Raw genomic sequence first — 19,021 nt, 5'->3', positions numbered from 1 at the left:
CGGTATGAACAGTCGGGAAGCATGGCAGCTGGATGGTGAGGGCCTCAAGGGTGAGGTTCTGGATCTGGTGCGTGTCCGGCACGAGTTGCAGTCGCGGATGGTGTTGTTGATCGTGGAGATGTTTTCCCGTGAGGTTCTCGGGGGGAAGGGTTTTCGGGCGATCGCTCAGTGGTTGCATGGTTCGACGAATTTGGAGATCGGTGAGTGCAGTCTGCTGGTCGGGTTGGCGCGGTTGTTGATGCTCGAACCTGTTGTGGGCGATGCGTTTCATCGTGGTGATGTGGATGCGTTGAAAGCGCGTCAGGTGGCGTCGTTTTGTCAGCATCCGCCGAAGAACATGACGCCGGCGGATGTGGAGAAGGCTCGCGGGATCTTGTTGGGGTTGGCGTCGAAGAACATTGCGGATTGTGATGCGGTGCGGGCGGCGATTCGGCGGATCGAGAAGCAGTACGGCAAGCGTGAGGACGGTGTTCCGGTCGGCGAGGATTCGGAACGGAACGAGTTCTACGCCTCGAAAGGCTTGTACGGGCGTGTGTCTGTGAAGGGTGATCTGGATGCGGTGAACGGGGCGCGTCTGATCACGTTGTTGTCGAGTTTGTCGGCTCCGACGCCGGAGAAGGACGGCGTCAAGGACACCCGCACGCCGGCATTACGACGGGCCGATGGGTTTTGCGAGTTGTTGCGCCGGTACGAGCGGGCGGGGTTGGGTCCGATCGAGGGCGGCGTGAAACCACACATCACGGTCACCGCATCGGCCAAGGACATGACGGACCTTAAAGTTCTGAAAGACCTGTTGCCGTCCACTGAGGAGTTGGGGTTTGCGTGGACGGATTGGGTGGGCCCGATCAGTATCGACACTGCCCGGATGCTGGCGTGCGACTGCACCGTGACGCGGATCTTGTTGGACGAGAATGGTGTTCCGCTCGACTGCGGTAAGGAAGCGAGAACAGCAACGGTGCCGCAGCGGCGGGCGTTGGCAGTTCGGGATGGTGGGTGCGCGTTCCCAGGGTGCGGGACTCCGTCGGGGTGGTGCGATGCTCATCATATTGTTCACTGGAACGATGGTGGCCCAACAGATCTCGACAATCTGGTCTTGTTGTGCGGTCATCACCATCGGACGATGCACCACACGGAGTGGCGGGTGGAGATCGGCCCGGATCGGAAGACGGTGTTCTACCCACCGATGTCGATCGATCCGTATCAGCAGCCGATCGGCGGGAACAGCCCACCGACAGCAGCCTGAAGTGAAATAACTCGAGACGTGAGCACCGGGGCACAACCATGCCCCGGTGCTCGAGCCCGCGTTTGGGAGTCTGGGTGGTTGGCTGGGTGGCTGTGTGTCAGCTCAGCGACTTCTTGAACCCGACGTGGGAGGCGACAAATCCGAGTCGCTCGTAGAAGTCGTGGGCTTCCTTGCGAGTTTGATCCGAGGTGAGCTGCGCCAGGAACGCGCCGCGCCGGGCACCTTCTTCGCAGGCCCAACGGATCATCGAACTGCCGATGCCCTTGCTCCGGTAATCCTCGTGGACGCGAACAGCTTCGATCTGCAGTCGTGTCGCCCCCATTCGGCTCATACCCGGAATGAAGGTCAATTGCATGGTGCCGATTACCGCGTCACCGACCAGAACGGTGACGAGGAGTTGCGCCGGATCCTCGTCGATTCGCTTGAATGCGTCCTCGTAGATCGTTCGGGCCTCGGGGTTGGTCGTCTCCCGGGTGCTCCCGATCGGGTCGTCGGCGAGCAAGTCGATCAGTGCTTCCACGTGTCGAATCTCGGCCCGCGTGAGGGTGTACTCCACTCCGCCGGACTGAAATGACGTCGCAATCATCGATGCTCTCCTGAAGAAGAATGAATGTCTGAAATGTCAGACTCTCACGAGTCTCCTCCAGTGCACTCGATCACGTCCAAAAACGCATGAGGGCGTTACCGAGCATGGCGTAGTAGTCGGACACACCGCTCAGTTCGAAGATCCAGTAGATCGCATCGAAGAAGACGACATTGATCTGCGGGACAAACAGGAGCGCAACCAGCAAGAGCAGTCCGTACGGCTTGAACTGGTCGAGCTGGTGTCGTGTGTTGGGCGCGAGGTAGGGCTCCAGCGCGTTGTAACCGTCCAGACCGGGGACTGGAAGTAGGTTCAAAACTGTTGCCATGACCTGCAAGAAGGCCAGGAAACTGAGGCCGGCCCAGAACGTCAGATGCTCGGCCGATGAGCCGTACGTACGTATGACGACGAGGAGGATCACGGCGGCGACGGCGTTCGTGAACGGACCGGCGAGCGATATTCGCGCCTGCACCTTGGGCGGGAACATCCCGGTGCGCAGGTACACGGCGCCGCCGGGAAGCCCGATGCCGCCCAAGGCGATGAACAGCACCGGCAGCCCGATCGAGAGCATCGGATGGCTGTACTTGAGCGGGTTGAGCGTCAGATAACCACGAGCCTCGACGTCGGTGTCTCCGTGACGCCACGCCAGATATGCATGGGCGAATTCGTGCAAGCACAGCGTGACCACCCAGCCGGCGACCACGAGGACAAAAACACCCGCACGGCCCGCGATGGAACCCCACGTCGAGTTCCAGGCGACAACTCCGGCGATGACGGTGATCGCAACTACGCCCAGGAAGACAGGGCTCGGACGAACCGCGGACCGTGCTGCTCCGGTTCTCACCTGACCAACAACCAAGTCTTGTCGTGCCGGTAGAAGGTCGAACGCTTGAGATCGCGTGGGTTGGCCACCCCGTCGCGAACCAGACGCGCTGCCGGCGAGCCCAGCTGAATCGCTCGGCCTTCCAGCCAGCGTCGCCCGCTCCAGCGGCTCTTGCGGTCGACCGATGCCTTGATCCCGGGGAGCTTGGGGCTCGGCACAATCCGGATACCGGGGACTGTGCCGGAGAACAGCTTGTTGTCGTCGACGTACGCCTCGCCGATCAATTCGGCGGCATCGGCCGGACCCGTGACAGTTGCCGCACCGACCAGCGCGATTCCGGCGTCGTCACGAATGAGCGGCACGGTGTGGACTGTGCCTTTCAACGCCGTGCGCGCAGCCCGGGCACCGGTTGCGAGTTTGTACGCGTCGGTTGCGTCGGACCTGTTCTCGGTGACGTAGGCGAGTTCGACGTTGAGTCGCTCCAGTCGCATCAACCGTGTCAATGCCGCGGCAAACGCGCCGTCGTTACCCACGACGATCAAGCGAGGCTCCGTGACGACCTGCAGTTGGGACAGGGCCTCGTCGAAGTCCTGCTTCTCCGGAAGTTCAGGGACAGTGAACGACGTGAGTTCACCCAGGGGGAGTGGAACCGGCGAATCGCCACATTTGAGCACCACAGGGGTCAAAGCCACTCCTAGCTCGATCAAGACTTCTTCTCGGGTAGTGGGACCTCGCCACCCTTCCCCGAAATGGCCGTCCGAATCACTGCCGACGATCTTAGTGCGAGTCTCTGTGTCGACTCGCAATCGTGATGGTCACCGGCCAAATTCTGGACCGTCAGGTCTGGTCTGGTGCTCTGGGCTAGACTGCTCCTTCGGTCACTGCAACAGTTCGGCGCTGCATCATGTGCGCGGAAGCCAGGCAGTACCAATGCGGCGGGACAACTGCTGCACGTCGACCGTAGGAGACAACGTCATGCCGGCAATCGTCCTGATCGGCGCCCAGTGGGGCGACGAAGGTAAGGGCAAAGCTACAGATCTACTGGGCGAGCAGCTTCAGTGGGTCGTGCGATACCAGGGCGGTAACAACGCCGGACACACCGTGGTTCTGCCGAACGGTGACAAGTTCGCACTGCACCTCATCCCGTCCGGAATCCTCACCCCCGCCGTCAACAACGTCATCGGTAACGGTGTCGTCGTCGACCCGGGTGTGTTGCTGACCGAATTGGCAGGCTTGGAAGAGCGCGGTGTGGACACGTCCCGCCTGCTGCTTTCTGCTGATGCGCACCTGATCATGCCGTACCACGTGGCCATCGACAAGGTCACCGAACGCTTCCTGGGAGCGAAGAAGATCGGCACGACCGGCCGCGGTATCGGCCCGTGCTACCAGGACAAGATCGCCCGTGTCGGTGTCCGTGCTGCGGACGTCCTGGACGAGAAGATCCTGACCCAGAAGGTCGAAGCGGCACTCGAATTCAAGAATCAGGTGCTGGTCAAGATCTACAACCGCAAGGCACTCGACCCGCAGCAGGTCGTCGAAGAGGTACTGACGCAGGCCGAGGGTTTCAAGCACCGCATCTCGGACACGCGCCTGGAGCTCAACCTCGCCCTCGAGCGCGGCGAGACCGTCTTGCTCGAAGGTTCGCAGGGCACTCTGCTGGACGTCGACCACGGCACGTACCCGTACGTGACCTCGTCCAACCCCACCTCGGGTGGTGCGGCGGTCGGTTCGGGCATCGGTCCCACCAAGATCACCACGGTGCTCGGAATCCTCAAGGCGTACACGACGCGCGTCGGTTCCGGTCCGTTCCCGACGGAGCTGTTCGACGATCACGGCGCATACCTGGCGAAGCAGGGCGGCGAGGTCGGTGTCACCACCGGACGCGCTCGTCGTACGGGATGGTTCGACGCAGTCATCGCGCGTTACGCGACGCGCGTCAACGGCATCACCGACTACTTCCTCACCAAGCTGGACGTGTTGAGCAGCCTCGACACCGTGCCGATCTGTGTCGCGTACGAGGTGGACGGTGTCCGCCACGACGAAATGCCGATGTCGCAGAGCGACATTCACCACGCCAAGCCCATCTACGAAGAGATGCCTGGCTGGTGGGAGGACATCTCGGAGGCTCGCACCTTCGAGGAACTGCCGCAGAATGCGCAGAACTACGTGCTTCGGCTCGAAGAGCTTTCGGGTGCGTTCATCTCCTGCATCGGTGTCGGTCCCGGCCGCGACGAGACGATCGTCCGGCGCGAGATCGTCCGCTAGTTCGTTCCCTCGAAATCCCCGCTCCTGCAAGCAGGAGCGGGGATTCGTGTTTCAAGCCAGCTTCGACAAGTGTGCGGTGACGGTCTTCCAGTCGGGAAACTCGGTGCTGCCGAACTTGATCCACTCGCCCTCGAATCGATCTGCGCCGTTTGCTCCGCGGTCGTCGACGAGGTAATCGCCTCGATTGAGGTGCTTGTGGTGCGAGAGGATCAGACGTTTGTACGCGACGCTGCCCTCCTCCATGCCGAGGTGCTCTTGGACCCACAGAACCTTGTCGTGCCAGGCTGTGGCGTTCTTCCACGGCGCTGTCGAGAGGATGTAGGTGTCGAACTGCTGCGCCAGTTGGTGGTAGGCGTCGATAGCACCGTCGAGAGGATCCATGCGAGAGAAGATGTGCGGCGCTTCGTCGAGGTCGTTCTTGTACTTCTCCCGGACGCCGTCGGTCAGGCGATCGATGCCCGACTGGAAGTTGACCAAGGTGTTGTCGAGATCGATGTAGAGGATCTTTTTGGAAGCCGGCATGCAATCCCTCTCTGGAGACTTTCTGAGTGCGAAAAGAGTCCAGTTTTACGCAACTGGACTGAGATCAGTGAATTCTTCCCCTTGATCACAATCGCACGGAGGTCTGACAGAGTTGATCTCGCGGTCTGAAGTCTTGTCGTGGAAGATGCCGCCGAGGGGTGCTGCCAGGCGAAACTGCTCCAAGCGAATGTATGTACCTTCACCTTCAGCGGGCGCGAAGAAGTAGACGAGCGCCACGAAGAGTCCGATGCCGATCAGGGTTGCGAAGGTAGTCATGGACATATGATCAACTCGACTGGTATTGAGTTACATAGCCAAGTTGTCGATACTGGACTGCATGATGACTCGAGTTCTCGGTGCCCGTTCGCTTGCGCGCGATCTGGGGTCCTGGCAGGAAGAGTCTGGGCGCAGGCCCGCGTACCGTGCGCTTGCCGACGGTATCCGCCTGCTCGTGCACGACGGTCGCGTTCCGCTGGGGGTCGCACTGCCGAGTGAGCGTGAACTCGCGGCGGTGCTCGAACTCAGTCGGACCACGATCACGTCGTCGTACTCGGTGCTGCGAGACGAGGGGTATCTGATCAGCCGGCAGGGTTCGCGAAGCACCGTGGCTTTGCCCGCCGGCGCGCGGCCGAACGGGTTGATGTTCCGCTCCCATCAACCGGGGCCGAGTGGGCCCGTCGTCGACCTCAGTTACGCGGCGATGGCAGCTCCCGCCGCTCAGGTCGAACTGGCGTATGCGTCTGCGCTGCAGGAACTTCCGAACTTCCTGCCCACGCACGGGATGGAACCGGTCGGGATCGCCGACTTGCGTGACGTGATCGCGCAGCGCTACACGGCGCGGGGTCTACCCACCACCGCCGAACAGATCATGGTGACCTCGGGTGCGCAGCACGCGCTTCGATTGTTGCTGTCGGTGCTCACCTCACCCGGCGAGCGAGTGCTGGTCGATCATCCGACGTACCCCAATGCGCTGGAAGCGATTCGGCGAAACGGCGCTCGGCCCGTACCGGTTCCGGTCCGACCGGAGTTCGCGGCGGCCGGAGCCTGGGATCTCGACGGGATTCGAAGTGCAGCAAGGCAAACCGCTGCCAGAATGGCATACCTGATTCCCGACTTTCACAACCCGACCGGCCTCTGCATGGACTCTTCCGGCCGCGCCGAGCTTGCGAAGATTGCGCACGAAACGCGAATGACTCTGGTCGTCGACGAGACGATGGTGGACCTGTGGCTCGACGCACCGCCGCCGGCGCCGGTCGCCTCACATGGGCGAGGCGCGGCGAAAACCGAAGTGGTGACACTCGGTTCGACGGCGAAGTCGCTGTGGGGCGGGCTACGTGTCGGTTGGATTCGCGCCGATGCCGCGCTCATCACCCAGTTGGTGGGGGCGCGCGCCGCGGTCGACCTCGGTACTCCCGTCATGGATCAGTTGGCAGCCGCTTACTTGCTCGCCGACGACCGCTCGTTGCTCGAACAGCGTCGCGAAGTGCTGCGAGAACAGCGTGCGGTACTCCTCGGTGCAGTGGCAGAGCATCTGCCGGACTGGCGTCCCACCATCGGCTCCGGTGGAATGTCGGTCTGGATGCGAATGTCCGCGCCAGTCTCGACGGCGTTGGCGGCGGTGGCACCCAACTTCGGCGTACTCCTTGCCGCCGGCCCCCGTTTCGGCGTCGAAGGTGCGTTCGAACGATTCATCCGCGTGCCGTACGCACGTTCTCCCGAGGACCTCATTCGCGGCGTCGCGTCCATCGCCGCTGCGTACGACACCCTCGCGACGGATCGCGACACGGCAGACCAACGAATGGTCGTCGTCTGAGAACTGGGTACACACCCTGAAAGTGGTGTGAAACCAGGAGGTAGGGCATGACGGCGGTAGACGGTACAGGCGCAGCGGGAACAAGTGCGGCGGACGCGCTCGCAGAACGATTGTTCGCGGCCACGCTCGGGGCGTCGGAGCTGCAGGCTGTGTATCTGGGCGACCGGCTGGGCTGGTACCGCGCGCTGAGCGATCACGGCCCGCTCACGTCGACGGAGCTGGCGGACCGGACAGGGACCGTCGAAAGGTATGCGCGGGAGTGGCTCGAGCAGCAGGCCGTCGCCGGTTATGTGGACGTCAATTCGGATGCCGATCGCCGGTACAGCCTGCCGCAGGCCCACGCCGATGTTCTGGTCGACGACGAGAACCTGCTTTTCCTGGCGCCGTTGGCGAGGCTGTTCGTCGCGACGACGTCGTCGATGCCGCGTCTACTCGACGCTTATCGTCACGGCGGGGGAGTCACGTGGGAATCGATGGGCCCCGATGCTCGCGAGGGCCAGGCGCTGCTGAACCGGCCGATGTATCTCCAGCAGCTCTGTCAGCAGTTCCTGCCGGTAGTCACCGATCTGCACGCCATTCTTGTCGGCGGCGGGCAGGTCGCTGATCTCGGGATGGGGGAGGGCTGGTCGTCGATCGCGCTCGCCCTCGGATACCCGAAGATCGAAGTGCACGGCTTCGACGTCGACGCGGCATCGGTGAACGCTGCCCGTCGTAACGCCCACGATCGTGGGGTGGACGACCGAGTACATTTCTCGTTGGTCGACGTCGCCGGACAGGCTCCTGAGGCCGGGCGAGTCGATGCCGGGACCTACGATGCCGTCTTCGCTTTCGAGTGCCTTCACGACGTTCCGGATCCGGTGGGATTTCTGTCCACGGCTCGGGCGATTGCCCAGCCGGGCGCTCCGGTGATCGTCATGGACGAACGAACGGCAGATGCGTTCGATCCCGAGGCGGGTCCGATCGAGCAATTGCTGTACGGATTTTCGCTGACGTGCTGCCTGCCCGACAGCCTGTCGCATCCGGGGAGCGTTGCCACCGGGACGGTGATGAGGCACTCGACACTCGAAAGCTATGCCAAGGCGGCCGGTTTCGAGCGGGTGGACGTGCTGCCGATCGAGCACGAGATGTTCAGGTTCTACAGGTTGGGCTGACGCCCCGTGCGTGGTTAGAGAGTCCTGAGGCTCCTTAACCGCGCACGGGGCCGAAGGCCCTAGGTCCAGACCGTGTCGATATCCGTCGCCTCACGCGCCGGCGCAGCGGGCGTCGCGGTGGGCGTGCGCGAGAAGCGCGGTGCGGGAGCATGCTGAGTGACGCCGTCGAGTTCGATGAGCGAACCGCGGGCCGCGATGTGTTCGTTGGACGGAGCCTCGGCGAAAGTCAGGACAGGGGAGACACAGGCGTCGGTGCCGAGGAAGATCTTGGCCCACTCGTCGCGAGTCTTGGACAAGAACTTTTCGGTGAAGAGCGTCTTCATGTCGTCCCACTTGGACGTGTCCATCTGGTGAGGGAGCGTCGCGGGATCGAGTTCGAGGCCCTCGAGCAACAATGCGTAGAACTGCGGTTCGATGGATCCGACGGCCATGTACTTGCCGTCGGAGGTCTCGTAGGTGTCGTAGAACGGAGCGCCGGTGTCGAGGAGGTTGACGCCGCGCTCGTCGGACCAGACGCCGCGACCGCGGAATGCCCACATCATGTGCGAGAGCGCGAGGGTTCCGTCGACCATCGCCGCGTCGACGACCTGGCCCTTACCGGACGTCGAGCGCTCGACGAGAGCCGACAGAATGCCGAAGATCAGGAACATGGAACCGCCGCCGAAATCGCCGACCATGTTGAGCGGCGGGACGGGGCGTTCACCCTTGCGTCCGATGGCGTTGAGGACACCGGTCAGTGAGATGTAGTTGATGTCGTGACCGGCGGCGTTGGCGAGCGGTCCTTCCTGTCCCCAGCCCGTCATACGGGCGTAAACGAGGCGCGGATTGCGCTCCGACACCACGTCGGGTCCGAGTCCCATGCGTTCCATGACGCCGGGGCGGAAGCCCTCGATGAGGACGTCGGCGCGGCCCAGGAGATCGAGAACCTTGGCGACGTCGGCCGGATCCTTCAGGTTGGCCTCGACGATGCGGCGGCCGCGCTTGATCTGGTCGGTTGCGTTCGAGTCCTGCGGAATCTGCCCTGCGCGCTGCACGATGACGATGTCGGCGCCCATGTCCGCCAAAAGCGTCGCGGCGTGCGGGCCCGGTCCCAATCCAGCGAATTCCACGATCCGAATGCCCGCGAGCGGGCCCTTCTTCTCCACAGCTTCTGCAGACACACGCACTCCCAATTCAGACGGTGACAACACTCCTGACTCGACGGTAACGTGTCGAATCGGTCAGGTGTGCTCCGGGGCACTGTGTCCGCCGAGGGAGGCGCCGATCACTAGACGGCGGCACCCTCGAACTGAGCGTTGTAGAGACGGAAGTACGCGCCCGCAGCTGCGATGAGTTCGTCGTGTGTGCCCTGCTCGACGATCTTGCCCGCCTCCATCACGACGATCAGATCGGCGTTACGGATGGTGGAGAGCCGGTGCGCGATGATGAAGCTGGTGCGCCCGACGCGCAACGCGGACATTGCTTGCTGCACAAGCTGTTCCGTACGTGTGTCGACCGAGCTGGTCGCCTCGTCGAGAATCAGCAGCGACGGCTCCGACAGGAATGCTCGGGCAATCGTGATGAGCTGCTTCTCGCCGGAGCTGATGTTCGATGCCTCCTCGTCCAGCACGGTGTCGTACCCGTCCGGGAGCGTGTGGATGAAGCGGTCGACGAAGGCAGCGCGTGCGGCTTCGTGGATCTCGTATTCACTGGCGTCGAGCCGGCCGTACGCGATGTTGTCGCGGATCGTTCCGCCGAAGAGCCAGGTGTCCTGCAGGACCATGCCGACGTGCTTGCGCAAGTCGGAGCGGCGCATCTGCGAGATGTCGACGTCGTCGAGAGTGATTCGGCCCGAGTCGACTTCGTAGAAGCGCATGAGCAGGTTGACCAAGGTGGTCTTGCCGGCACCGGTGGGTCCGACGATGGCGACCATCTGCCCGGGCCGAGCCGTCAGGTACACGTTCTCGATCAACGGCTTGTCCGGCTCGTAGAGGAACGAGACGTTCTCGAACTCGATGTGTCCGACGTTGCGATGGCGTCCGGCAGGCTCGGGCATTAGTGGCACGTCGATGTCGGGCGACTGCTCGGGTTCGTCGAGAAGCTCGAAGACCCGCTCGGCCGACGCTGCTCCGGACTGCAGGCTCGTCGACATGGACGCGATCTGCGTGAGTGGTTGGCTGAACTGGCGCGAATAGACGATGAACGCCTGAACGTCACCGAGTGACATGTTGCCGCTGGCGACCTTGAGTGCGCCGACCACAGCGAGCAGCACGTAGGTGATGTTTCCGACGAAGTTCATGACCGGCATGATCAGGCTGGAGAGGAACTGTGCGCCGAAGGACGCGTCGAGGAGTTTCTTGTTCTGCTCGGCGAATTCACGCTCGGCTTCGGCCTGATGCCCGTACACGCGTACCAGGTCGCGACCGCTGTAGTTCTCCTCGATCTGTGCGTTGATCTTGCCCGTCTCGGTCCACTGAGCCTTGTACAACACCTGTGCACGCTTGGCGACCCTGGCAACGAGGAGCACCGATACCGGCACCGCGATCAGTGCGATCAGGGCGAGCATCGGGGAGATGACGAACATCATCGTCAGGACGCCGAGGACGGTGAGCACCGACGTCAGGAGTGAGGTCAACGTCGACGACAACGTCGACGAGATGTTGTCGATGTCGTTGGTGACGCGGCTGAGGATCTCGCCGCGCGGCGTCTTGTCGAAGTATGGAAGGGGGAGACGGTGAAGCTTCGCCTCGACCGAGGCACGCAGGTTGTAGATGGTCTTCTGGACGATGATGTTGAGGAGGAATGCTTCCAACCAGGCAAGTAGCGACGAGAGCAAGTACACGACGATCGCGAGCATGACGACTTTGCCGATGGCGTCGAAGTTCAGACCTACACCGGGAACGACGTCGGTCGAGTTGGCGACGAGGTCGGCGAACGTCGAATTTCCTGATGCGCGGATCGCCTCTGCTGCCTGATCGCGGGTCAGTCCGGCGGGCAGGCTCTTGCCGATGAACCCGGCGAAGATGAGGTCTGTCGCGTGACCGAGGATCTTCGGCACCGCGACGGAGAGCGCGATGCTGGCGATCGTCGCAACGACGACACAGACGACCGCAAACTTGTGTGGCTGCAGAAGCGAGAGAAGCCGCTTCATCGTCGCCTTGAAGTGGCGAGGTTTGGTGTCCGTCGCGGTCAGCGCGGGCTTCGGCTCTTTGTCGGGGTTCTCGGGGTTACTCGACTTCGCATCCCCGTTCGCGGATTCAGGTTCGCTCGGGATCTTGGCGAACACCACCGTCGGGGCATCGTCGAAGTACTGGCTGTTGGGGCTGCCCCACGTCGGGTCCTGCGGGCTGGTCATGCGCTCATCTCCGCGGGAATCTGGGAAGCCACGATCTCTTGGTACGTCGGACAGTTGGCCAGGAGGAACTGATGGTCGCCGAGACCGACCGGAGCGCCGTCTTCGAGGACCATGATCTGGTCGGCATCGATGATGGACGCGACGCGCTGCGCGACGATGATGACCGTCGAATGAGTCGAGACCGTGCGGAGTTCGCGTCGGACTGCGGCGTCGGTGTGCATGTCGAGTGCGGAGAACGAATCGTCGAAGACGAAGATCCGGGGTCTGCGGACCACAGCTCTGGCGATGGCGAGACGTTGTTTCTGTCCGCCCGAGAGATTGCCGCCGCCCTGAGCGATCGGAGACTCGAGACCGTCGGAGAGTTCACGGACGAAGTCGTCTGCCTGGGCGATGGTGAGGGCTGCCCAGATGTCGTCGTCGGTGGCGGTCGGGTTTCCGTAGCGGATATTGCTCGCGATCGTGCCGGCGAACAGGTAGGCCTTCTGGGGCACGTATCCGAAGTTGGCGAAGAGTTCGTCCTGATCCCAGCCACGGACGTCCAAGCCGTCGACCAGGACGGCGCCGGCCGTGACGTCGAAGAGTCGGGGGATGAGTGAGACGAGGGTCGATTTGCCACTACCGGTACTGCCCACGATCGCGGTGACCGTTCCTGGCATGCATCGCATCGAGACATTCGACAGGACCGGCGTTTCTGCTCCCGGATACGTGAATCCGGCTCCACCGAACTCGACAACGCCGTAGGGGCTGGTCGGGCGAAGGGGCTGGGCCGGTGCGGGCACGGTCGGCTCGGTGTCGAGTACCTCGGTGATGCGGTCGGCACACACGGCCGCGCGGGGGATCACGACGGCCAACATGGTCGCCATGACCACGGACATCAGGATCTGCATGACGTAGGCGAGGAAGGCGCTGATCTGGCCGATCTGCATGTCTCCGGTATCGACCAGATGCGCGCCGAACCACAGCACCGCGACGCTCGACAGGTTGGCGATCAACATGACGGTGGGCAGCAGAACCGCCTGGTAGCGACCGATGAGGAGCGAGGTGTCGGTCAGTTCCTTGTTGGCTTTGTCGAAGCGGATCGTCTCGTCGGGTTCTCGAACGAAGGCGCGGATGACACGCATACCGGTGAGCTGTTCGCGCAGTGATCGATTGATGTTGTCGATCCGCGTCTGCATCGTCCGGAAGTGCGGGATCAGCTTGGCCACCACGACCGAGACGGTGATGCCGAGCAGTGGTACCGAAATCGTCAGGAGCCAGGACATCTGCAGGTTCTCGCGCAGCGCCATGATGATGCCGCCGATACACATCAGTGGGGCGCTGACGAGCATCGAGGAGGTCAGCATGACCAGGGCCTGGATCTGCAGGACGTCGTTGGTGTTCCGTGTGATCAGCGTCGGCGCACCGAAACTGTTGAATTCGCGATCAGAGAAGCTGCCGACGGCCTTGTAAAAGGCGCCTCGAACGTCGTGGCCGAAGCCCATCGACGATTTTGCCGCCAGATAGGTCGATGCGACCGACGCGATGATCGACGCAAGCGAGACCAGCAGCATGATCCCGCCGGTGGACATGATGAATCCGGTGTCGCCTCGGGCGACACCGTCGTCGATGATCCGAGCGTTGAGCGTGGGGAGGACTAACGACGCGATGGCCCCGAAGAGTTGAAGTGCGAGGACCCCGGCAAGCAACCAGCGGTACGGCGGCAGGTACGCCTTGAGGAGTTTTGCTAGCACGACGGTTCCCGGTGAGTTGCTTCGGTTGCCGCTCGTTCGCGATTGATCACAAGCACACGGTATGACAGATCGTGGTCGAGGTTGGCACCGACTCTGACGATTGCATCCATTTGTCCAAATCGAATGTGATGTCCAACACACTTGAATTCGATATTGGTTTCAGGTCACAGGGCCTGAACTGCTGGTTTACACATTGCTCCAATATGTCACGGTCCTTTTGGATAGAAACAAACTGGACGTACGTATTTAGCTTGGCTACAAAGAGGCGGAGCGAACAAAACGTGCGCCGCGTCATAGATATTCATGCAAGGAGTCACACATGGGATCCCTCGGAAACCTTCTCAAGGCCAACGGCATGGGCTGGGGCATTCTCCAGCTTCTTCCCCTGGTCAACATGCTCAAGACCCTTCAGGGGCTGGACACCGCGAGCTCGAACTCCTGACGTTCGACCACAACAATTCTTCCGAAACAACACAGGAGTAGTCGCATGACCTCAATTCAGAATCTCGACGCCTTCCTCAAGAGCGTTCTCGCATTCGTGACCAAGTTGAACGCGGGATCGGCGGACGGCTCGGGTTCGGCCGGTTCCACTGCCGAGTAATTCTCGGTCCCCACTTCATTTCAACTGCATCCCGACACAAGGAGGCCCGACATGGGTTCATTCGAAGACTTCAGCGGCGTCGTCAAGACGTTCATTCCGGTACTCAAGGACCTGTTCACGGCACTCGGTGGTGGCTCGCTCACCCCGGGCACAGGATCGGCGGCTGACAAGTAAGTCCCGTTTGTCCGAAAGTGTGGCTCGCGGTTGTCTGCGGGCCACACTTTTTGCATTTCAATTGTGAGCTAAATCACATTATAGGATATTTCGAACCGTCTATTTGGCCTCTGAACTGCAATTATGTCAGAAGGTGTTACCGACAGTTCAAGTTGGTAGCTATTCGGTAGCTAGACAAAGGTGGGCAGTCAGTCTATAAATGCAGGCAGCGCCAAGTTAGTGCGCTACATCACAGCTCGGGATGTTGTTCGGGGGGCGGTTCAGCCATCCGCGCGGCAGAAGTTCCCGAACCATCTCGGCCACCGCCTGCGGCCGGAATGGCGCTGGAACATCACACCACCTCACAAACAGGAGAACCTCCTATGTTCGGATCACTCAGCACCCTCGGACCCCTGCTCACCGCGCTCGGAGCTTTCCTCAAGTCCGTTCCCACCGAATCGCTGTCCGGCGAGGGCGAGGGCTCGTCCACCGGTTCACTCTCGGGTCTGTCCAGCGGATCCGCCGAGTAGTCATCCCTTCCGGCAGGTCCATTCGGCTCTGCCAATCGGATTGCATGCAGGTGCCCTCTGTCCACTGTCGTGGCCGGAGGGCACCCGCGTTTGCGGAGATTTTCGTAGTTGCCGTTTTGGCGTGTGAACACAGAACTGTGAGTGGCAGCACCTGCGTACGATGGTTCGACGACATCGGCATACGGTCACCGCGACGTCCGGTGCTCCCGAATTCAGAGGTAGCCGACCGCGAGGTGACGCATGGTAGGGACGAGTCGCTTTCTGCGCCTTCTCCTAGTGCTGGCCGTTGTACTTGCGGCTTCGTTGATCGGCATCCTCACGCGCCCACCAGGTTTGCTCGCGACATTCTGGTGCGCCAACGCCATTCTGCTGGGAATGATGGTCAGATGGCCGGTCCTGATCGAGTGGCCGACGTGGATCGCTGCGGCTGTCGGATACGTCTGCGCTGACCTGATCACCGGCAACTCGCTCTCGCTTGCGGTGCAGTTGAACGGGGCGAACCTCGCCGGAGTCACAGTCGGTGTTCTTGTTCTGTACTACTTGAAGCGCACACCGTTCCGATTGGTCGATTCGCAGTCGCTGGTGTGGATGGTCTTCGTCTCGTTCGTCGCGGCGACTGGTACCGCGGCCACTGCCGGCGCCTTGGACCGGCTCTTACGCGGTCAGTCCTTTACCGACACGTTCTTCCACTGGGGTGCCACCGAGGTCATGGCGTACCTGCTGGTCCTTCCTCTCATTCTCACTCTCACCATCCCGTCGAGCCTTGCCGAGTTCCGCAGCAAACTGACTGCCAAAACCGTCGCCGCTATGAGCGTTCCGCTACTCGCCACTGCAGCCTGCGTGCCGATCGCCCTCAGCATCGAAGGGCCGATCGCGCTGGTCCTTCCGATTCCGGCTCTCCTGTGGTGCGCCACTCGCATCTCGGTTCCGAGCACTGCCTTCGTTTCAGTGGTCTGGTCGGTGTGGTCACTCATGATGGCGGGAAGCGGTCGACTCGATATCGGAGATCAAGCTGCCTCGACGTGGAACGAGGACGTCATCACGTCCATTGCCGTCACGCTGATCGCGTTGGGGCCGATCGCGGTTGCCTGTGCGACCGAGGAACGTCGCGCTGCCGAGCGTGAGCTCTTCCTTGCTGTCGAATTCGACCATCTGACCGGGGTCCTCTCGCGTGGTGCGTTTCTCGGGCATGCGGAATCGGAGCTTGCCGCCGCGGCCCGCACACAATCCCCGGTCGGCCTGCTGATGCTCGACCTGGACCACTTCAAGAGCATCAACGACACGCATGGACATATGACCGGTGACAGCGTTCTCGCGAACTTCGCCGAACGGGCCGCTGACCGATTGTCGGACGGCGATCTGATCGGAAGGCTCGGCGGCGAGGAGTTCGCCATTCTGCTTCCGGACTGCAGCTACGCGCGAGCAGTCGATGTGGCCGAGGCGGTCCGCGGCGCGCAAGTCGAGTACTCGGCCGAATCAGAAGTGACGAGCACCGTCAGTGTCGGCGTCGCGTGGGTCGATCATGCGACGCCGACGTTGACCACCCTTATGAGCGTCGCGGACGAGGCTCTGTACGAAGCCAAGCGCGCCGGGCGCAACCTCGTGAAAGTGCGCCGGCTCGGCAACGATGCATTGCCGCAACGGAATTCCGAGCCGGATATGGCCACCCGCACCTATCGCAAACCTGACATACCACGAACGATCAGGCGGGGATTTGGCCGCGAAGGTGTGGTGGACGGCCGATAACCGCGCTGACCTGCATCGGGATTGGCATATAGTCGCACCCATGCAGCTTGATTCGACGCCTTCGCCCCTGCCGACGCTTCCGCTCCGATTCGGAACTCCCCTGACCGAGAACTCCATCCGCGTGATGATGTTGGGATCAGGCGAGTTGGGTAAGGAAGTTGTCATCGCGTTGCAGCGTCTGGGCGTCGAAGTGATTGCGGTGGATCGGTATCCCGATGCCCCTGGACACCAGGTGGCTCATCGTGCGCATACCGTCGACATGACCGATCCGGAAGCGCTGCTTGCCGTCATCGAGTTGGAAAAGCCTCACTTCGTGGTTCCCGAGATCGAGGCCATTGCGACGGATGCGCTTGCACTCGTTGAAGAACGCGGGGCCGCGGTGGTCATTCCGACCGCCCGCGCCACCCAGCTCACGATGAACCGTGAGGGGATCCGTCGGCTCGCGGCCGAGGAGTTGGGCCTGCCCACTTCGCCGTACGCTTTCGCGGACTCGCTTGCCGAAGTGCAGGCAGCGACAGACCGAATCGGTTTCCCGTGCGTCATCAAGCCCGTCATGTCCTCGTCGGGGAAGGGACAGTCGACGGTTCGATCCGCCGAAGATCTCGACGCCGCATGGGATTACGCGATGGCCGGAGGTCGTGTGAATCACGGCCGGGTGATCGTCGAGGGTTTTGTCGATTTCGATTACGAGATAACACAATTGACGGTTCGCGCCGTCGGTGAGAGCGGTCAGGTCGAGACGTCGTTCTGCGAGCCGATCGGGCACCTGCAGGAAGCCGGTGACTACATCGAATCGTGGCAGCCGCAGCAGATGTCCGCAGTTGCCCTCGCCTCGGCCCGAGACGTCGCCGAGAAGGTGACCACGGCTCTGGGCGGGCGAGGCATCTTCGGCGTCGAGCTATTCGTGAAGGGCGACGACGTCTTCTTCTCCGAAGTGAGCCCACGGCCGCACGACACCGGATTGGTGACTCTGCGGACGCAGCGACTTTCGGAGTTCGAGCTGCATGCCCGCGCGATCCTGGGCTTGCCGGTCGACACGACGCTCACGGTGCCGGGAGCATCGGCGGTGATCTACGGCGGAATGGAGGCCAAGGGGATCGGATTCGACGGCGTCGCCGAGGCACTCTCGGTTCCCGAGACGGACCTGCGGCTCTTCGGCAAGCCCGAGAGCTTCACGCGTCGTCGCATGGGTGTTGCAGTGTCGACGGCCGCCGATGTGCCGACTGCACGCGCCCGTGCTCGCGAGGCCGCGTCGAAGGTGCGTCCCGTCGGATGAGTCCTGTGGCCGAGGTCCTCGTCGGGCTGGTCATCCTGGTCGGTCTGATCGGTGTCGTCGTTCCGATTCTTCCGGGGACACTTCTCGTTTTCGGTGCAATTCTGGTGTGGGCGATCATGACCGGTGGCGCGACGGCGTGGACGGTGTTCGCGCTGTCCACGCTGGCACTGGTGGTCACCGGGATCGTGAAGTACACCTGGCCAGGCAAGCGGATGAAGTCCGGGGGAGTGCCCAACCTGTCGGTGGTGGTCGGCGGCGTCGTCGGCATCATCGGGTTCTTCGTGATTCCGGTCGTGGGCTTGTTCCTCGGATTCATCGTCGGAACGTATTTCGCCGAACTAGCGCGACTGCGCCGTTACGACATCGCCTGGTCGTCGACGCTTCACGCGGTGAAGGCAGTCGGATTGTCCATGCTGGTGGAACTGTTCGGAGCGCTGATCGCGGCGGGGCTGTGGCTGGGAGCCGTCGCGTTCACTTGAGCGCAGCGGTACCAGGAGCGGGCGTTGTCGCACATGACCGCGGACAGGTCGTCGCCGACAGCTTCGGCGATCACGTCCAGGTCGTGGACCTCGAACGCTCGACGTGCCCGTGTGCCGGGTAGATCGGTGCCGAACATCAGCGCAGCGGGGTTGACCGCGTGGATCTGGCGAAGCACGTCGCCGACGTCGGAGATGGTGGTGCGGCCGAACCCGGTGGCTTTGACGCGTACCCCGCGGTCGACGAGGTTCAGGAGATACGGCAGTCCGCGGGTGGACATTCCCAAGTGGTCGATGCTCACCGCCGGCAATTTGGCGAAGACGGGTTCCAGCGACAGCAACAGCGTGGCATCGACGTAGAACTCGGCGTGCCAGCCGACCAGATCGAATGCGCGGTTGGCGAGATCGGCGAGTAGACGCAGGTCGGTGGCGCCTCGGCGCAGATTGAATCGGACGGCGCGCACTCCCAGCGCGTCCAGCGCAACGATGTCTTCGTCCGTCGCATCGAGCGGCAAAGCAGTGACGCCCACCCAGCCTTCGCCGAGTTCGGACAAGGCGGCTTTCAGGTATTCCTGGTCATTGCCCTGGTACGACGCGGTCACCACCGCGCCGCCGTCAACACTCAGGCCCTTCAGTGAGGCAAGCCGGGCCCGGTAGTCGGCCACGGTGAAGGGCTCAGGCAGGTACCCGTGATTCTCGACCAGCGGGAAGCGCGGGTCGATGATATGCACGTGGGCGTCAAACACGGGGTCTATTTTGCCCTGTTGCCCTGGGT

At 62.3% G+C, this 19,021-nt stretch carries 19 protein-coding genes; 10 read left to right on the top strand and 9 right to left on the bottom strand.

The window, feature by feature from the left end:
• The first annotated feature begins 4 nt into the window (after positions 1–4).
• Positions 5–1,243 (top strand): HNH endonuclease signature motif containing protein, encoded by a 1,239-nt coding sequence (locus H351_RS24890; protein ID WP_059016373.1) that lies wholly within the window; start codon positions 5–7, stop codon positions 1,241–1,243.
• Positions 1,244–1,340: 97 nt separating this feature from the next.
• Here the strand turns inward: H351_RS24890 and H351_RS24885 are convergent, their stop codons facing one another.
• From H351_RS24885 to H351_RS24875, 3 genes are all read right to left on the bottom strand, one after another.
• On the bottom strand, positions 1,341–1,829 hold the full coding sequence (locus tag H351_RS24885) for a GNAT family N-acetyltransferase (RefSeq protein ID WP_007726792.1): 489 nt from the start codon (positions 1,827–1,829) through the stop codon (positions 1,341–1,343).
• 70 nt (positions 1,830–1,899) lie between these two features.
• Positions 1,900–2,670, bottom strand: coding sequence for a site-2 protease family protein (locus H351_RS24880; protein ID WP_019749468.1), 771 nt, complete (start codon positions 2,668–2,670; stop codon positions 1,900–1,902).
• The gene (locus tag H351_RS24875) at positions 2,667–3,341 is read right to left on the bottom strand and encodes a hypothetical protein (RefSeq protein ID WP_019749469.1); all 675 of its coding nucleotides are present in this window, start codon (positions 3,339–3,341) and stop codon (positions 2,667–2,669) included. Before H351_RS24875 ends, H351_RS24880 begins: the two co-directional genes overlap by 4 nt.
• A 283-nt stretch (positions 3,342–3,624) precedes the next feature.
• Here H351_RS24875 and H351_RS24870 point away from each other — a divergent pair, with 283 nt between their 5' ends.
• Entirely contained in the window at positions 3,625–4,914 is a 1,290-nt protein-coding gene (locus H351_RS24870) for an adenylosuccinate synthase (RefSeq protein WP_003944351.1), read from the top strand.
• 51 nt (positions 4,915–4,965) lie between these two features.
• Here the strand turns inward: H351_RS24870 and H351_RS24865 are convergent, their stop codons facing one another.
• Both H351_RS24865 and H351_RS24860 read right to left on the bottom strand, forming a co-directional pair.
• The gene (locus tag H351_RS24865; RefSeq protein ID WP_019749470.1) at positions 4,966–5,436 is read right to left on the bottom strand and encodes a 5' nucleotidase, NT5C type; all 471 of its coding nucleotides are present in this window, start codon (positions 5,434–5,436) and stop codon (positions 4,966–4,968) included.
• Between the two features lie 45 nt (positions 5,437–5,481).
• Entirely contained in the window at positions 5,482–5,712 is a 231-nt protein-coding gene (locus H351_RS24860) for a hypothetical protein (RefSeq protein WP_021343262.1), read from the bottom strand.
• Between the two features lie 61 nt (positions 5,713–5,773).
• Here H351_RS24860 and yczR point away from each other — a divergent pair, with 61 nt between their 5' ends.
• Both yczR and H351_RS24850 read left to right on the top strand, forming a co-directional pair.
• A complete protein-coding gene (gene yczR, locus H351_RS24855) occupies positions 5,774–7,249 on the top strand; it encodes a MocR-like transcription factor YczR (protein WP_019749471.1) in 1,476 nt (491 codons plus the stop codon).
• A 47-nt stretch (positions 7,250–7,296) separates the two neighbouring features.
• Positions 7,297–8,400 carry a class I SAM-dependent methyltransferase gene (locus H351_RS24850; RefSeq protein ID WP_029254760.1) on the top strand — a complete coding sequence of 368 codons (1,104 nt, stop codon included), beginning with the start codon at positions 7,297–7,299 and terminating at the stop codon, positions 8,398–8,400.
• A gap of 59 nt (positions 8,401–8,459) precedes the next feature.
• Here H351_RS24850 and H351_RS24845 read toward each other — a convergent pair whose 3' ends face one another.
• The 3 genes from H351_RS24845 to H351_RS24835 form a co-directional block, all read right to left on the bottom strand.
• Entirely contained in the window at positions 8,460–9,560 is a 1,101-nt protein-coding gene (locus H351_RS24845; protein WP_020968820.1) for a CaiB/BaiF CoA transferase family protein, read from the bottom strand.
• A 107-nt stretch (positions 9,561–9,667) separates the two neighbouring features.
• A complete protein-coding gene (locus H351_RS24840; RefSeq protein WP_029254761.1) occupies positions 9,668–11,734 on the bottom strand; it encodes an ABC transporter ATP-binding protein in 2,067 nt (688 codons plus the stop codon).
• Positions 11,731–13,464, bottom strand: a complete 1,734-nt coding sequence (locus H351_RS24835; RefSeq protein ID WP_019749475.1) for an ABC transporter ATP-binding protein — start codon at positions 13,462–13,464, stop codon at positions 11,731–11,733. The genes H351_RS24840 and H351_RS24835 overlap by 4 nt, the downstream gene beginning before the upstream one ends.
• Positions 13,465–13,783: 319 nt before the next feature.
• Between H351_RS24835 and H351_RS32810 the strand changes: the two genes are divergently transcribed.
• From H351_RS32810 to H351_RS31570, 6 genes are all read left to right on the top strand, one after another.
• Positions 13,784–13,906 (top strand): hypothetical protein, encoded by a 123-nt coding sequence (locus tag H351_RS32810; protein ID WP_003944443.1) that lies wholly within the window; start codon positions 13,784–13,786, stop codon positions 13,904–13,906.
• Positions 13,907–14,116: 210 nt separating this feature from the next.
• Positions 14,117–14,239, top strand: a complete 123-nt coding sequence (locus H351_RS32805) for a hypothetical protein (protein WP_019749478.1) — start codon at positions 14,117–14,119, stop codon at positions 14,237–14,239.
• Between the two features lie 362 nt (positions 14,240–14,601).
• Positions 14,602–14,748 carry a hypothetical protein gene (locus H351_RS24830; protein ID WP_003944356.1) on the top strand — a complete coding sequence of 49 codons (147 nt, stop codon included), beginning with the start codon at positions 14,602–14,604 and terminating at the stop codon, positions 14,746–14,748.
• A gap of 240 nt (positions 14,749–14,988) precedes the next feature.
• Positions 14,989–16,494, top strand: coding sequence for a GGDEF domain-containing protein (locus H351_RS24825; RefSeq protein WP_020906657.1), 1,506 nt, complete (start codon positions 14,989–14,991; stop codon positions 16,492–16,494).
• Between the two features lie 40 nt (positions 16,495–16,534).
• Complete coding sequence (purT, locus tag H351_RS24820; RefSeq protein WP_020906658.1) at positions 16,535–17,770, top strand: formate-dependent phosphoribosylglycinamide formyltransferase; 1,236 nt, start codon at positions 16,535–16,537, stop codon at positions 17,768–17,770.
• Complete coding sequence (locus H351_RS31570) at positions 17,767–18,249, top strand: DUF456 domain-containing protein (RefSeq protein ID WP_019749482.1); 483 nt, start codon at positions 17,767–17,769, stop codon at positions 18,247–18,249. The genes purT and H351_RS31570 overlap by 4 nt, the downstream gene beginning before the upstream one ends.
• Here H351_RS31570 and H351_RS24815 read toward each other — a convergent pair.
• Positions 18,153–18,992: an amidohydrolase family protein gene (locus H351_RS24815; protein WP_024487914.1), complete on the bottom strand. Its 840-nt coding sequence runs from the start codon at positions 18,990–18,992 to the stop codon at positions 18,153–18,155. The genes H351_RS31570 and H351_RS24815 overlap by 97 nt on opposite strands.
• Positions 18,993–19,021 lie beyond the last annotated feature (29 nt).

Origin of the sequence: Rhodococcus erythropolis R138, assembly GCF_000696675.2 — a bacterium.
Classification (GTDB): Bacteria; Actinomycetota; Actinomycetes; order Mycobacteriales; family Mycobacteriaceae; genus Rhodococcus_F; species Rhodococcus_F erythropolis.
The sequence above is the reverse complement of the archived record's forward strand: the minus strand, read 5'-3'. Positions and strand labels throughout refer to the sequence as shown.

What these genes read in the sequence shown, in the direction of transcription:
- H351_RS24890 (WP_059016373.1), top strand. Translation starts at nt 5, where the DNA reads ATGAACAGTCGGGAAGCATGGCAGCTGGATGGTGAGGGCCTCAAGGGT.
- H351_RS24885 (WP_007726792.1), bottom strand. Translation starts at nt 1,829, where the DNA reads ATGATTGCGACGTCATTTCAGTCCGGCGGAGTGGAGTACACCCTCACG.
- H351_RS24870 (WP_003944351.1), top strand. Translation starts at nt 3,625, where the DNA reads ATGCCGGCAATCGTCCTGATCGGCGCCCAGTGGGGCGACGAAGGTAAG.
- H351_RS24865 (WP_019749470.1), bottom strand. Translation starts at nt 5,436, where the DNA reads ATGCCGGCTTCCAAAAAGATCCTCTACATCGATCTCGACAACACCTTG.
- H351_RS24860 (WP_021343262.1), bottom strand. Translation starts at nt 5,712, where the DNA reads ATGACTACCTTCGCAACCCTGATCGGCATCGGACTCTTCGTGGCGCTC.
- yczR (WP_019749471.1), top strand. Translation starts at nt 5,774, where the DNA reads ATGATGACTCGAGTTCTCGGTGCCCGTTCGCTTGCGCGCGATCTGGGG.
- H351_RS24850 (WP_029254760.1), top strand. Translation starts at nt 7,297, where the DNA reads ATGACGGCGGTAGACGGTACAGGCGCAGCGGGAACAAGTGCGGCGGAC.
- H351_RS24840 (WP_029254761.1), bottom strand. Translation starts at nt 11,734, where the DNA reads ATGACCAGCCCGCAGGACCCGACGTGGGGCAGCCCCAACAGCCAGTAC.
- H351_RS32810 (WP_003944443.1), top strand. Translation starts at nt 13,784, where the DNA reads ATGGGATCCCTCGGAAACCTTCTCAAGGCCAACGGCATGGGCTGGGGC.
- H351_RS32805 (WP_019749478.1), top strand. Translation starts at nt 14,117, where the DNA reads ATGGGTTCATTCGAAGACTTCAGCGGCGTCGTCAAGACGTTCATTCCG.
- H351_RS24830 (WP_003944356.1), top strand. Translation starts at nt 14,602, where the DNA reads ATGTTCGGATCACTCAGCACCCTCGGACCCCTGCTCACCGCGCTCGGA.
- H351_RS24825 (WP_020906657.1), top strand. Translation starts at nt 14,989, where the DNA reads ATGGTAGGGACGAGTCGCTTTCTGCGCCTTCTCCTAGTGCTGGCCGTT.
- purT (WP_020906658.1), top strand. Translation starts at nt 16,535, where the DNA reads ATGCAGCTTGATTCGACGCCTTCGCCCCTGCCGACGCTTCCGCTCCGA.
- H351_RS31570 (WP_019749482.1), top strand. Translation starts at nt 17,767, where the DNA reads ATGAGTCCTGTGGCCGAGGTCCTCGTCGGGCTGGTCATCCTGGTCGGT.